This is a genomic window from Arthrobacter sp. BB-1 (assembly GCF_006151685.1).
Classification (GTDB): domain Bacteria; phylum Actinomycetota; class Actinomycetes; order Actinomycetales; family Micrococcaceae; genus Arthrobacter.
The window spans coordinates 19,689-32,957 of the sequence record NZ_VDEV01000034.1 but is presented as its reverse complement, the minus strand read 5'-3'; the positions used below and the strand labels follow the sequence as shown (position 1 = coordinate 32,957).

The 13,269-nt window shown below is 66.1% G+C and carries 11 protein-coding genes and 1 tRNA gene; 4 read left to right on the top strand and 8 right to left on the bottom strand.

What is annotated here, in order from left to right:
- Nucleotides 1-408: 408 nt before the first annotated feature.
- Nucleotides 409-3,915, top strand: a complete 3,507-nt coding sequence (locus FHJ30_RS19005; protein ID WP_171059135.1) for a proline dehydrogenase family protein — start codon at nt 409-411, stop codon at nt 3,913-3,915.
- Between the two features lie 100 nt (nt 3,916-4,015).
- Here FHJ30_RS19005 and FHJ30_RS19000 read toward each other — a convergent pair whose 3' ends face one another.
- Nucleotides 4,016-4,333: a hypothetical protein gene (locus tag FHJ30_RS19000; RefSeq protein WP_139030820.1), complete on the bottom strand. Its 318-nt coding sequence runs from the start codon at nt 4,331-4,333 to the stop codon at nt 4,016-4,018.
- Between the two features lie 158 nt (nt 4,334-4,491).
- Entirely contained in the window at nt 4,492-5,346 is an 855-nt protein-coding gene (locus tag FHJ30_RS18995; protein WP_139030819.1) for a LysR family transcriptional regulator, read from the bottom strand.
- Between the two features lie 142 nt (nt 5,347-5,488).
- Here FHJ30_RS18995 and FHJ30_RS18990 point away from each other — a divergent pair, with 142 nt between their 5' ends.
- Nucleotides 5,489-6,913 carry an MFS transporter gene (locus FHJ30_RS18990; protein WP_139030818.1) on the top strand — a complete coding sequence of 475 codons (1,425 nt, stop codon included), beginning with the start codon at nt 5,489-5,491 and terminating at the stop codon, nt 6,911-6,913.
- 7 nt (nt 6,914-6,920) lie between these two features.
- Here FHJ30_RS18990 and FHJ30_RS18985 read toward each other — a convergent pair whose 3' ends face one another.
- The 3 genes from FHJ30_RS18985 to FHJ30_RS18980 all read right to left on the bottom strand — a co-directional run bounded on the left by FHJ30_RS18985 (nt 6,921) and on the right by FHJ30_RS18980 (nt 8,384).
- Nucleotides 6,921-8,075: a N(5)-(carboxyethyl)ornithine synthase gene (locus FHJ30_RS18985; RefSeq protein WP_139030817.1), complete on the bottom strand. Its 1,155-nt coding sequence runs from the start codon at nt 8,073-8,075 to the stop codon at nt 6,921-6,923.
- Nucleotides 8,072-8,212 (bottom strand): hypothetical protein, encoded by a 141-nt coding sequence (locus FHJ30_RS21455; protein WP_171059134.1) that lies wholly within the window; start codon nt 8,210-8,212, stop codon nt 8,072-8,074. Before FHJ30_RS21455 ends, FHJ30_RS18985 begins: the two co-directional genes overlap by 4 nt.
- 98 nt (nt 8,213-8,310) lie before the next feature.
- A tRNA-Gly gene (locus FHJ30_RS18980) sits at nt 8,311-8,384 on the bottom strand.
- 238 nt (nt 8,385-8,622) lie between these two features.
- On the opposite strand from FHJ30_RS18980, the gene FHJ30_RS18975 reads away from it, so the two are divergent.
- On the top strand, nt 8,623-9,102 hold the full coding sequence (locus FHJ30_RS18975; RefSeq protein WP_139030816.1) for an SRPBCC family protein: 480 nt from the start codon (nt 8,623-8,625) through the stop codon (nt 9,100-9,102).
- A 3-nt stretch (nt 9,103-9,105) separates the two neighbouring features.
- On the opposite strand, the gene FHJ30_RS18970 is transcribed toward FHJ30_RS18975, so the two are convergent.
- Nucleotides 9,106-10,821, bottom strand: a complete 1,716-nt coding sequence (locus tag FHJ30_RS18970; RefSeq protein ID WP_228404564.1) for a CAP domain-containing protein — start codon at nt 10,819-10,821, stop codon at nt 9,106-9,108.
- A 158-nt stretch (nt 10,822-10,979) separates the two neighbouring features.
- Here FHJ30_RS18970 and dcd point away from each other — a divergent pair, with 158 nt between their 5' ends.
- Complete coding sequence (gene dcd, locus FHJ30_RS18965; protein ID WP_139030814.1) at nt 10,980-11,555, top strand: dCTP deaminase; 576 nt, start codon at nt 10,980-10,982, stop codon at nt 11,553-11,555.
- Nucleotides 11,556-11,594: 39 nt separating this feature from the next.
- On the opposite strand, the gene FHJ30_RS18960 is transcribed toward dcd, so the two are convergent.
- Together FHJ30_RS18960 and FHJ30_RS18955 are read right to left on the bottom strand one after the other, a co-directional pair.
- Nucleotides 11,595-12,776: a cation:proton antiporter gene (locus tag FHJ30_RS18960; protein ID WP_139030813.1), complete on the bottom strand. Its 1,182-nt coding sequence runs from the start codon at nt 12,774-12,776 to the stop codon at nt 11,595-11,597.
- Between the two features lie 5 nt (nt 12,777-12,781).
- Nucleotides 12,782-13,264 (bottom strand): cation:proton antiporter regulatory subunit, encoded by a 483-nt coding sequence (locus FHJ30_RS18955; RefSeq protein WP_139030812.1) that lies wholly within the window; start codon nt 13,262-13,264, stop codon nt 12,782-12,784.
- Nucleotides 13,265-13,269: the final 5 nt, after the last annotated feature.

Here is a 13,269-nt window from a genome sequence, read left to right as displayed (position 1 = left end):
CGGAAAACACCCGCACAAGCCCTCCAGCAAATACTGGAAGAATCAGCAGCATAGGACGTGTTGCAACGACCACTTGAATCCGCCCGGGACGCTCTCTCACTTTCCTGAGAAAGGGAGAGAGCGTCCCTGTTTTTCCGGCGTTAAGTGAGAGAGCGTCGCCAGGAAAACGACGTTAAGTGAGAGAGCGTTTTGCTGGGGCGGGCGGGGCAGGGGAGGGTAGGGGACGAGAGAGGCGGGGAGGGCAGCTGGCGAGGCTGCCTTTTGCTGGTTAGGACGGGTTCCCAAGCCGGAGTTAATCCTTTGGGTTTTCTAACCTGTATTGCTTAGGAAAGATCGCTTTATCTTATGTGACTGGAAGTTCATACTGGTGGATAAGACCTCCTTGAACCCAGAAAGATCGGGATAACCATGACCCACATTGCTATGGAACCGGCAGTCGCCACCGGGACCGCGCCGCGGACCGTCGACGTCGATGTGCCCCAGGCCAAGGCCCTCTCAACCGAAGCCGTGGCGCTGGTCCGCCACTGGCTCACCGAGGCATCAAAGGTTCCCGTGGACTCCTCCGCCCAGCAACTGGCAGGCGTCCTGAAGGACCCCAACGGCCTGGAATTCACCGTTGGCTTCGTGGACGGCGTTGTCCGCCCCGAGGACCTGAACGTCGCCGCCCGCAACCTCGCCGCACTTGCCCCCAAGGTCCCGGCGTTCCTGCCCTGGTACATGCGCAGCGCCGTAGCGCTGGGCGGCACCATGGCTCCGGTCATGCCGCAGGTGGTCATCCCCATCGCCCGGAAGGTCCTGCGCGAGATGGTGGGCCACCTGATCGTCGACGCCACCGACGCCAAGCTGGGCCCGGCCATTGCCAAGATCAGGAAAGACGGCATCAAGCTCAACGTCAACCTCCTCGGTGAGGCCGTCCTCGGTGAGCACGAGGCCTCCCGCCGGCTCGAAGGCACGCACACCCTGCTGGCGCGCCCCGACGTCGACTACGTCTCCATCAAGGTCTCCTCCACGGTTGCCCCGCACTCCGCCTGGGCGTTCGACGAGGCCGTGGAGCACGTGGTGGAGAAGCTCACCCCGCTGTTCGAGCGCGCTGCCTCCTTCGCCGGCCCCGGCAAGAAAGCCAAGTTCATTAACCTGGACATGGAGGAGTATAAGGACCTGGACATGACCATTGCGGTGTTCACCAGGATCCTGGACAAGCCCGAGTTCAAGGACCTGGAAGCGGGCATCGTGCTCCAGGCCTACCTTCCGGACGCCCTCTCCGCGATGATCCGTCTGCAGGACTGGGCAGCCGAGCGCCGCGCCAACGGCGGCGCCGCCATCAAGGTGCGCGTGGTCAAGGGTGCCAACCTGCCGATGGAGCAGGTGGAGTCCTCCCTGCACGACTGGCCCCTGGCGACCTGGGGCAGGAAGCAGGACTCGGACACCAGCTACAAGAGCGTCGTCAACTACTCGCTGCACCCCGAGCGGATCAAGAACATCCGCATCGGCGTGGCCGGGCACAACCTGTTCGACATCGCCTTCGCGTGGCTCCTGGCCAAGCAGCGCGGTGTTGAAGCGGGCATCGAGTTCGAGATGCTGCTGGGCATGGCCCAGGGCCAGGCCGAAGCCGTGAAGAAGGACGTGGGCAGCCTCCTCCTCTATACGCCGGTGGTGCACCCGGCCGAGTTCGACGTCGCCATCGCCTACCTGATCCGCCGCCTCGAAGAGGGTGCCAGCCAGGACAACTTCATGTCCGCGGTTTTCGAGCTCAGTGAAAACGAAACGCTGTTCGAGCGCGAAAAGCAGCGCTTCCTCGCCTCGCTGGACGCCCTGGACAACAGTGTTCCGGCGCCGAACCGCAAGCAGAACCGCAACCTGCCCCCGGTCCCGATGCCCCACAACGCCTTCGAGAACACCCCGGACACTGACCCGTCCCTCCCCGCCAACCGTGACTGGGGCCGGGCGATCCTGGAGCGCGTCCCGTCCTCCACCCTGGGCAACGCCGCCGTCAAGGCAGCCTTCATCAATGACGAAGCCACCCTCAACACAGCCATCGAAACCGCCGTCGAGAAGGGCAAAGCCTGGGGCGCCCTCTCCGGCGCCGAGCGCGCCGAAATCCTGCACCGCGCCGGCGACGTCCTGGAGGCCCGCCGCGCCGACCTGCTCGAGGTCATGGCCAGCGAAACCGGCAAGACCATCGACCAGGGCGATCCCGAGGTCAGCGAAGCCGTGGACTTTGCCCATTACTACGCCGAGTCCGCGCGGAAGCTGGACAAGGTCGACGGCGCCACATTCGTCCCAGCGAAGCTCACCGTGGTGACCCCGCCGTGGAACTTCCCGGTCGCCATCCCGGCAGGGTCCACCCTCGCGGCACTCGCCGCCGGTTCCGCCGTCGTGATCAAGCCTGCCAAGCAGGCTGCCCGCAGCGGCGCGGTCATGGTGGAAGCCTTGTGGGAAGCCGGCGTTCCCCGCGACGTCCTGACCATGGTGCAGCTCGGCGAGCGGGAGCTGGGCAAGCAGCTGATCAGCCACCCGGCCGTGGACCGCGTAATCCTCACCGGCGGCTATGAAACCGCGGAACTGTTCCGCTCCTTCCGCCAGGACCTGCCGCTGCTGGCCGAAACCAGCGGCAAGAATGCCATCATCGTCACCCCGAGCGCCGACCTGGACCTGGCGGCGAAGGATGTTGCGTACTCCGCGTTCGGCCACGCAGGCCAGAAGTGCTCCGCGGCTTCACTGGTGATCCTGGTGGGCTCCGTTGCCAAGTCCAAGCGGTTCCACAACCAGCTCATTGACGCCGTGACCTCCCTGAAGGTGGGCTACCCGGAGGATCCCACCAGCCAGATGGGCCCGATCATCGAGCCCGCCCACGGCAAGCTCCTCAACGCCCTCACCACCCTTGGCGAGGGCGAGAACTGGGCCGTGGAGCCGAAGAAGCTGGATGACACCGGACGGCTGTGGAGCCCGGGCGTGCGCTACGGCGTCCAGCGCGGCTCCTACTTCCACCTGACCGAGTTCTTCGGACCAGTGCTGGGCGTGATGACCGCTGAGACCCTGGAAGAGGCCATCGAAATCCAGAACCAGATCGAGTACGGCCTCACCGCCGGCCTGCACTCGCTGAACTCGGAGGAGCTCGGCATCTGGCTGGACAGCATCCAGGCCGGAAACCTCTACGTGAACCGCGGCATTACCGGTGCAATCGTGCAGCGCCAGCCGTTCGGCGGCTGGAAGAAGTCCGCAGTCGGCGCCGGCACAAAGGCCGGCGGGCCCAACTACCTGGCGGGCCTGGGCGACTGGGCTCCCGCGACGGCTTCGGCGGATGCCGCTGTCACCCACCCGGGCGTGCGCCGGATCCTCAACGCCGCCGGCGCTGCCCTGCAGCCGGCGGAGCTCGAGTCAGTGCAGCGGGCCGTCGCGTCCGATGCCCAGGCCTGGGCCGAGGAGTTCGGTACGGCTAAGGATGTCTCCGGCCTCAGCGCGGAGCGCAACATCTTCCGTTACCGCAGCCTGCCGGTGACGGTCCGGCTGTCCGAAGGCGCGCCGCTGGCGCACCTGGTGCGGACTGTGGCGGCCGGTGTGCTGGCGGGTTCGGCACTCACGGTGTCCTCCGCCGTCGAACTTCCCGCCCAGCTGCGCCCGGTGCTCACCGCGCTGGACATCGAAGTAACGGTAGAGTCCGACGCCGACTGGCTGGCTGCCGCGGGCCGGCTCGCGGCGGCGGGGAAACTTTCCGGTGGACGCGTCCGCCTGATCGGCGGCGATGCATCCGCGCTGGCCAAGGCAACGGGCGGCCGCCCCGACCTGGCAATCTACGTCCACCCGGTCACCGAAGCCGGCCGCGTGGAGCTGCTGCCCTTCCTGCACGAGCAGGCCGTCAGCATCACCGCCCACCGGTTCGGAACCCCCAACCACCTTTCGGACACGCTGATCTAGGTTTCCGCGACAGTTGCTGCCGGCACAGGGATGCCGGCGCCACAAAGAGGGCCGGACGTTCACCTTGCGGTGGCCGTCCGGCCCTTTTGGCCTGCGGATGCTAGCCCAGGTACCACCCGGGCGGCGTCCACGTGACTGGAACACTGTGGGCAGAGAAATCCTCGCAGCGGGTGCAGGTATAGGCGACTTCGCCCAGGGTGCCTACCGAACCGTCGCGCCGGTAGGTGGGCGGAATGTAAGACTCAAGGTAGATGAACTCGTCGGTGCGGCACCTGTCACAGGTGGGTTTGCCGACATATCCGGAGTCGGTGGTGGCGATGCCTGCACCGAGTCTGGAATTGCGGGTTCCAAGCGGACGCGCAGTGGTGTGCGCGCGGGCATGGGCCGGGGTGTAGTGGGGGTTCTTGGCTGTCGTCATTGGCTGCCTGTCCCGAGCCGGAATCCTGGCGTGCAGGAGCGGCCTCGTGTTGGATGACCGGCCGGCTGCTTGACCCTGGAAAATCAGCATAAGTGATGCTACCTTCCGCAATCAATGGACACTGCGGTATGGCTTCGCCTGCGGGACACCTTGGGGCGTTATGCTGATCGGTTAATGGTCCGGCCCACAATTGACTGGGTCAGCGCGTCAATCACCTCGGCGTTGGCCAGCGGGTTGCGGATGAGGGTGAAGTCAACGTCGCCCACCGCGGGCAGGTCGAAGCGCCGGGTGATGATCTTCAGGTCCTCGGGCACCAGCGACGACGGCATGACGGCGACGCCGATCCCCGCCCGGACCGCCGCCAGCACACCACTGATTTGCCGTGTTGTGCACGTGATCCGCCAGGTTCTGCCATGGGACTCGAGCGCGTCTATGGCCAATTTCCGGCTCAGGCTGGGGGAAGGGTAGGCGATGAGCGGGACCGGGGCGGCCCGGTCCAGCATGGTCTGCTCCAGGCCCACCCAGGAAAAGGAATCATGCTGGACCACGGTCCCGTCCTTGGCTCCGGCCACCCATTTCACAAATACAAGGTCCAGTTGCCCCGCGTTGAGCTTCCGGTACAGCTGGTCGCTTTGGCCCACCGTGAGTTCCAGGTTGATCTGCGGGTAGATCTGCCGGAATTCCCGCAGGATGCGCGGCAGTCCGGTGATGGCGAGGTCGTCCGCGGTGCCGAACCTCAGCCGTCCGCGCATTGCAGAACCCGAAAAGTAGCGGGATGCGGAGTCGTGGGCGGCCAGGATGTTCCGGGCAAACCCCGCCATCGCGTCCCCGTTGTCAGTGAGCCGGACGTCCCGGGTATCCCTGCTGACCAGCACCCGCTTGGCGGCAGCCTCCAGCTTGCGGACGTGCTGGCTGACCGTGGGCTGGGCCAGGCCCAGCCGCTCGGCGGCCTTGGTGAAACTGAGCGTTTCCGCCACGGCAAGGAAGGAGCGCAGCTGGGCTGGTTCGAACACAATGGACTCCGGTGGGCGTCGGTGCGGACTTCTGTATTGCACTCTGCAATAGGAGTTATAGGGACGATACGTCTCCATAATCCCGTGCCCCCAGCCTAGCGTTAAGGACATCCCGGACCGCACGCACTGTGAGGACACACCTGTGGCACCCCCACCGCCTTCATCGGCAACCGTCACCCAGCCCGTCATCGACACCGCACACTCCGCCCCGCCGGACAACCAGGCCCCGCCCACCCAATCCCCGCCCGTCCAGACTCCACCCGTCCAGACCCAGCCCATCGCCGTCGTCAGCGAACGCCTGCCCTGGAAGCACACCTTCATCTCCCTCAGGGTTCCCAACTTCCGCATCTTCGCCGTCGGCCACTTCATTGCCGTTATCGCGATCTGGATGCAGCGGATCGCCCAGGACTGGCTGGTGCTGGAGCTCTCCGGCTCCGTGACCGCTGTTGGCATCACCGTGGTGCTGCAGTTCCTGCCCTCCCTGCTCCTCGGGCCGTGGGGAGGGATGGTCGCGGACCGGTTCGCCAAGCGGAAGATCCTGATCCTGTGCCAAAGCATGGCCGCGGTCCTGGCCGCCGCGCTGGCAGTCCTTGCCCTAAGCGGCGCCATTGAGGTGTGGCACGTCTATGTGATCGCGCTGGTGCTTGGTTTGGTGACCGTCCTTGACCAGCCGGCGCGGCAGGTGTTCGTCAACGAACTCGTGGGGCCGAAGTACCTGCGCAACGCCATCAGCGTCAACTCCACCACCTTCCAGCTGGGCGGCCTGATCGGCCCCGCCCTGGCCGGATGGCTGCTGACCGCCGTGGGGGCAGGGTGGGCCTTCGCGGGCAACGCCTTCGCCTGCTGCTCCACGGTTGCCATGCTGCTCATCCTGCGCAAGGACCAGTTGTTCGTCAGCGCGCCCACCCCGAAGAGCAAGGGAATGCTGCGCGAAGGGCTGCGGTACGCGCTGGGAAAGCCCACCATCTACTGGCCCTGGCTGATGGCCGGGTTCATTGCGGTCTTCGCTATGGGGCTGCCGGTGGTGCTGGCAGCCTACGCCGACCACGTCTTCAACATTGGCGCCGGCGGCTACGGCCTCCTGAATGCCCTGGTGGCCCTCGGCGCCCTGTCCGGCGCGGTGGCATCCACCCGGCGCCGCCAGCTCCGGCTGCGGTCCGTGGTTTTCTGCGCCGGAATGTATGGCGCCATGCTGTGCGTTGCCGCGCTGGCGCCGTCCCTGCCGGTGTTCGGTGCCGTGATGGTGCTGTCCGGGTTCTGGTGCCTCATGTTCCTCACCGGATCGAACCAGCTGGTCCAGGTCAGCTCCAACATGGGCATCAGGGGCAGGGTGATGAGCCTGTACATCATGGTGCTGATCGGAGGCCAGGCCATTGGCGGGCCCATGCTGGGCTGGATTGCCGAACATGCCGATCCGCATGTTGCCCTGCTGGTGTCCGGCGGAGTGCCCGCCGTCGCTGCCGTGACGGTCGCGGTAATCCTTGCGCGCAAGGGTTCGCTGTTGGTGAGGGTGGACCTCAAGGACCGGCGGCAGCCCGTGCGGATCGTCCGGCGGGCTGCAGCGTAGCCCGCGGCTACAGAGCCTGGTGCGGGTACGCCTCTTCCCGTTTCTGGAATTCGAGCACGTCCTTGTTGCGGACCACGCCGTCACGGATCTCGATGGCACGGGAGATGGTTTCGTTGCCGTCCCATGCTTCGGGGCCGCTTATGACGGTTTCCAGGAACGGCAGCAGGGCCTGGCTGATTTCCCAGCTGGCGGAGTTCCAGAGGTAGGACGGGCTGTGGTCCACCGCGTAGTAGTTGATGTGGTCGCCCACCGTGAACATCGGGTCGGCGAACGTGGTGGACCGCGCCCAGCTGAAGCCCATGCCCTCGTCACAGGACACGTCCACGATGAGGCTGCCCGGGTTGAAGGCCGCGAGGTCCTCCGTGCGCAGGTAGGTCAGCGGGTTGTTGGGGTCCTGCAGGGTGCAGTTGACCACAATGTCGCTCTCGGCCAGGAACGGCGCCAGCGGCACCCGGCCCCGTTCGGTGATGACCTGGCTGAGGAAGGGTGCTTGGGCGTCATGATCGAACTGGACGATGTTCACCGAGTGGATGGGAGCGCCGACGGCGGCCACCCCTCGGTTGGTCAGCACCTGGACATCGTGGATTCCATGGGCGTTCAATGCCGTGACGGCGCCGCGGGCTGTAGCGCCGAAGCCGATGACCGTGGCGCTGAGCCGACGGCCGTAGTCACCGGTTGACCCGGTGAGCGCCAGGGCGTGGAGCACCGAGCAATACCCTGCGAGTTCGTTGTTCTTGTGGAACACGTGCAACCCGAATCCGCCATCACTGGCCCAGTGGTTCATGGCCTCGAAAGCGATCAGCGTGAGCTTCTTGTCAATGGCCAGCTGCGTAATGGCGCGGTCCTGGACGCAGTGAGGCCAGCCCCAGAGGACCTGGCCGTCCCGCAGGTCGGATAAATCCTCCGCCTGAGGCTTCGGCAGGAGGACGACGTCGGCCTCCGCCACGAGCGTCTCCCTGCTGGCCATCGCGCCCACCAGGGTGGAGAGGTGCGCGTCCGAAACGCCGAAGCGCTCACCGTAGCCGTGCTCAAGGATGATGTGCTGGCGGACCTCCGGCGCAATGCGCTCGAAGTGCAGCGGATGGATGGGGAGCCTGCGCTCGTCCGGCTTTTTTGTTGATGCCAGGACGCCCAGGGTCAGTTTGTTCTCCGCCGCGGTCACTTCTTTTTGGCGGCCTTGTTGGACGTTACGTCCAGGGAGCTGGCTGGTGCGGAAGCGGCCTTTTTGTCTGCGCGCTTTTCCTTGATGGACTTGCCGGATTTTTTGGATGCTGTTTGACGCGGGGACTTGTCAGCCATGTATTGCTCCTGTAGCGGAACCGAAGAGGTTCCTGACTTCTGACGATACACGCAGGCACCTAATGGCCCGGCCGGTGCTGGCGGCCCCGCCGGCAACATGGAGCGGCTGACGGGAATCGAACCCGCGTATCAAGCTTGGGAAGCTAGCGCTCTACCATTGAGCTACAGCCGCAGTGCCCCGCCGAAGAGGGGCAGAACATAGCTTAGCGCAGATGTCTCCGTGCCCTGCCCATCCAGCGTTCCGGCACCCCGTGTCCCGGGCGCCCGTGCGTCATCCGGTAACTCTTCAATAACGTCCCGGGCCCTGACTAGGTGGGCGTGAGGAGCGCTGGTTAACCTGAACCGGGTAGCTGCGGTGCCGGGGGGATGCGGCTGCTGCGGCCAGCCGACGTCCACTCAGAAAGATCCCCATGGCATTTGCGGAGCACGAGGTCCTGATCAGTCGTGACGCCATGGCCGTGTATCTGTTCCTGCTGGATGCCACCAACCTTCCGCTGTGGCGGGACTCGGTCCGCAGCGTCACGCTGCTCCAGGGAGCGTCCGCGTCCAGGGGCGCGGTCTACCGGAAGATGGTGGCCGGCCGGTCCGGACTGAGCATTCCGGCAGAGCTTGAAATCACCCAGGCCAGGCCGGGTGCGGAGATCGAGTTCCAGGTCGTCTCCGGGCCTGCCCACCGTTCGGGCGGCTACTACCTGAGCACGGAAGCCGGGGGAACACGGGTCCGGTTTGCCCTCGAGGCCCGGGCGGAGGAGCCCATCGGGTTCCTGGACCGGCCCCGTTTCCTGCACAGGCTCGGCTTCCTGAACAGGATGCTCCAACGGAACCTCCGTTCCGAAGTGGCCCAGCTGGAACGCCTCAAGGATGTCCTGGAACTCCAGCCCGCCATCTAGCGCCTACTGGGCCAGCCGCTGCCCGGCCCAGGGTCCGGGAATGTTCGACGGCGCCGCGAGGCTTCCTGAGGTCAGGTCCCAGTACTGGACAACATCGTTTGCACGGCGCAGCGCCAGCCCCGTGGAGTTCAGCCCGGTGACGTCCCGCAGCGCCCTGATGCCCGTGACGTCTCCCCAGCCGGTGGCGACGGTGGGCCTTGTTTCGTTGCGCAGCGCCGTGGTGCCCCACCCGCGGTGAAGCTGGACCGACCCGTCCGCACGCAGCGCCAGGACATCCTGGAACCCGTCGGCGTCGTAATCCACCATGGACACCTTCCGGGCAGCGCCGATGTTGGCCACGAATGCACGTTCCGCGAGGTCCCCCAGGCCCTTGTTGGGGTACAGGAAGAGATTCCCGGCTCCGTCCAAGGCGAGAAGCTGCGGCATCCTGTTGTTGGCGCACCAGCCGCCTACGGCAAGGGTGAGGGTCTCCCAACCCCCGTTCCCGAGCGTGGCCGCGGCCTGGAATCCGCCGGCGGCGACGCCCCGCTGCAGGGTCACGGTGCCGTTGGTCCACTGGGTCAGAAGGTCATAAACGCCGTCCCGGTCCCAGTCGGTGGTGAAGACTTCCTTGGCGCCCGTGAAGCTTGACCCGATGACCCGGGGGGCGGCATAGGTGCGCGCACCGGTGGCCGCACGGGCCAGGAGCTGTCCCGCGGAGTCCACGGTTACAAGGTCGCCCGGCCCCTTGATGGCCGCGGCGGAGAGGTCCAGCGTGGGTGGCATGTGCTTGACGGGTGCGTCGCACAGGCTGGGGGCCGCCGGCGGGAACGCATTGCCCGACCCGCCGCCGCCTGGGGCGTCGAGGGTGCCGGCTGGAAGGGTGGTGTAGCCGAAGAAGTTCACCACTCCCCAGATTTTGTATGTGCTGTTCGTGTACGAGATTCCGGCGCCCATAACGTTGAAGCGCGGATCGAGCAGCAGCGCGTTATGGCCGGTGGAGCTCTTCCACCACTCCACGAGCTGCGCGGCATCCCGGTCAGTGCGGATGGCGATGACCTCACCGGCGCCGTTGTTCGGACTCATGGCGCGGGGGTCGGTCCAGAAACTGGCGCGGTGTTCGATCACCTCGCGGGACGCGATGCTGTCCGACCACTCCTGCGCCAGCCCGGCCACCGTTGGGTGGTACTTCACCGGGTTGAGGCCCTTGGACGCCCGGTATTCGTTGATTTTGGTGAAAACCGTCAGAACCGCTGCAGCATTGCTGTCCGGGACCAGGGCCTCCGGCGCAGGCAGTGCGGTGGCCGACTCGGGAGCCGCCAGACGGGAGGGTGCCGGCGAGGCCAGCTCTTCATCCGGGGCCCAGAGCGGTGGAATCCAGGGGACCTCCGGAGCCGGTGCCACAGTCGTACTGGGTGGGGGTGCAGGTGCAGGCTCGGGTGTGGCCAGGGCATCAGGGGAAGGCGCAGCAGGTGCAGGCTCCGGAGCCAGCGTGACGGCGGTGCCAGCTGGTGACGCCGGACGGATGCCAGGCTCCACGGCAGGGGTGAGCCCGGCCGCGGCCGGGCCCGGGCCCGCGGAGGCGCCGCCGTCGTCGTTCACGCTGGCCGTGCCCAGGACGACGCTGGAGGGACCCGCCGTGCCAAGGGCCACACCGGGCGAAAGCGGCAGGGGACGCGTGCCCGCCGACGAGGAGACCAGCGCCACAGCGCAGAGCGCGCCAATAAAAGCGGGCGCCACCAATCTATTCACAACAACCCCAGCTCTGTTGGGCCATCCGGGAGACCATCCGGCGCCTGAATCACTGAGGCAACATTAGCCCCAGCAGACGCCAGCAACAACGAAAGAATGCGGTTGTGGATAACAGGTACAACTAAGCCATGCGGTAATTTGGGACGGTGCTGATCTCTGACCGCGACATTCGTGCCGAAATAGACTCCCAGCGGATCGTGCTCGAGCCGTACGATCCGGCGATGGTCCAGCCGTCGTCCGTGGATGTGAGGATCGACAAATTCTTCCGCCTGTTCGATAACCACAAGTACGCGCACATCGATCCGGCCGAGGAACAGCCGGAACTTACGCGCCTGGTGGAGGTGGAGCAGGACGAACCGTTCATCCTGCACCCGGGCGAGTTCGTGCTGGGGTCCACCTATGAGACCGTCACGCTGCCGGACGACATCGCCGCCCGCCTGGAAGGCAAATCCTCCCTGGGCCGGCTGGGACTCCTGACGCACTCCACAGCGGGCTTCATCGACCCCGGCTTTTCAGGCCACGTCACCCTGGAGCTTTCCAACATGGCCACGCTGCCCATCAAGCTGTGGCCCGGCATGAAGATCGGCCAGCTCTGCTTCTTCCGGCTGTCCTCCTCTGCGGAACACCCCTACGGCTCCGGCCAGTACGGCAACCGCTACCAGGGCCAGCGCGGCCCCACCGCGAGCCGAAGCCACCTGAACTTCCACCGCACGTCCATATAGGCAGGCAGGCAGGCAGGCAGCTCGGCAGGCGCTTGTTCCTTATGCTCTCGCAGCTACGCCCCGGGGCCGCAGCAAAGGCCTCACAAGGGGTTCCACATAACGCGCAGCCAGCGGACCGATGACGGCCATGAGCAGCACATAGGCTGTGGCCAGGGCCGCCAGCTCGTCCGGTACTGCTCCTGACGCCACCGCGAGCCCGGCGATCACAATGGAGAACTCGCCGCGCGCAATGAGCGTGGCGCCTGCACGAAAGCGTCCCGGCCTGGCAATGCCGGCGCGCTTGGCCGCCCAGATCCCGGTGGCCATCTTGGTGGCCGCGGTGATGACAGCCAGCACCAGGGCCCAGCCGAGCACCGGGGGAATGGACGAAGGGTCCGTGTTCAGCCCGAACGCCACGAAGAAAATGGCGGCGAAGAGGTCCCGGAGCGGTTCCAGGATGCGCGTGGCGTTATGGGCCGTTGCCCCCGAGATGGCGATGCCGAGCATAAAGGCGCCCACCGCTGCGGAAACCTGCATGGCGGAGGCCAGGCCGGCCACCAGCAGGGCGGCGCCCAGCACGTTCAGGAGGAACACCTCAGAGTTTTCGCTGTGGACGGCCTTGGACACGTGGTGCCCGTGGCGCAGGGCCACCATCAGCACCACGCTCACCACAGCCAGGGCGATGCCCACCGTGGTGAGGCCGCCGATGAAGCTGACCCCGGCGAGGATGGTGGTGAGGACCGGAAGGTAGATGGCCATGGCCAGGTCCTCGAAAACCAGGATGGACAGGACCACCGGTGTTTCCCGGTTGCCCAGCCGGCCCAGGTCCGTGATGACCTTGGCCGCGATTCCCGAGGACGAGATGTACGTGACCCCGCCCATCACCATGGCGCCGACGCCGCCCCAGCCCAGCAGGTAGGCAAGGGCCGCGCCGGGCAGGAAGTTCAGGACGAGGTCCAGGACACCGGCCTGCCACGACCGCCGCAGGCCGGTAAAAAGCTCGGCGGCTGTATATTCCAATCCGAGCATAAGCAGCAGCAGGATCACGCCGATCTCCCCGGAGAGATGCGCGAACTCCTGCATCCCCTCCAGCTTGACGATGCCGCCGGCACCGAAGGCCAGCCCGCCCAGGAGGTAGAGAGGGATGGGTGACATTCCAATCCGTCCGGCCAGCCTGGCCAGGAGGCCGAGGCAGAACACAACGGCCCCCAGTTCAACGAGGGTCAGGGCCAGCGGATCCACGGCGGTTATCCGTTGCGCAGGATGTTGGCCGCGGCGTCGAGGCCTTCCTGGGTGCCCACTGCCACCAGCAGGTCACCCGTGTGAAGGACGACGTCGGGTCCCGGCGAGGGGAGCACCTCGCCTTCGCGCATGATGGCCACGATGGAGACGCCGCACCTGGTGCGGATGCACGCTTTGCCCATGGGCTGGTTCTGGAACGGGGAGTCCGGAGCGATGGAGAACTGCCGGGTCACGATTCCCGGAACGTCCTTGTGCTCTTCCGTCAGCTTCATGGCCAGGTGCTGTCCGCCGAGGAGGTTGCCGAGGGTTGCCGCTTCCTCGCTGGTAAGGGGTATGGATGCCTGGCAGGTATCGGGATCGTCCCAGGCGGACACGATCAGTTCCGTCTGGCCCTCACGCAGCTCCACCACGCCGATCCGGCGGCCGGAGGCAGTCATGAAATCCTTGCGCCGGCCCAGCCCGGGAAGGTTAGTTTCGTCCACGTTCATGCTTC

What these genes read in the sequence shown, in the direction of transcription:
- FHJ30_RS19005 (WP_171059135.1), top strand. Translation starts at nt 409, where the DNA reads ATGACCCACATTGCTATGGAACCGGCAGTCGCCACCGGGACCGCGCCG.
- FHJ30_RS19000 (WP_139030820.1), bottom strand. Translation starts at nt 4,333, where the DNA reads ATGACGACAGCCAAGAACCCCCACTACACCCCGGCCCATGCCCGCGCG.
- FHJ30_RS21455 (WP_171059134.1), bottom strand. Translation starts at nt 8,212, where the DNA reads ATGGCTGACAAGTCCCCGCGTCAAACAGCATCCAAAAAATCCGGCAAG.
- FHJ30_RS18975 (WP_139030816.1), top strand. Translation starts at nt 8,623, where the DNA reads ATGGCATTTGCGGAGCACGAGGTCCTGATCAGTCGTGACGCCATGGCC.
- FHJ30_RS18955 (WP_139030812.1), bottom strand. Translation starts at nt 13,264, where the DNA reads ATGAACGTGGACGAAACTAACCTTCCCGGGCTGGGCCGGCGCAAGGAT.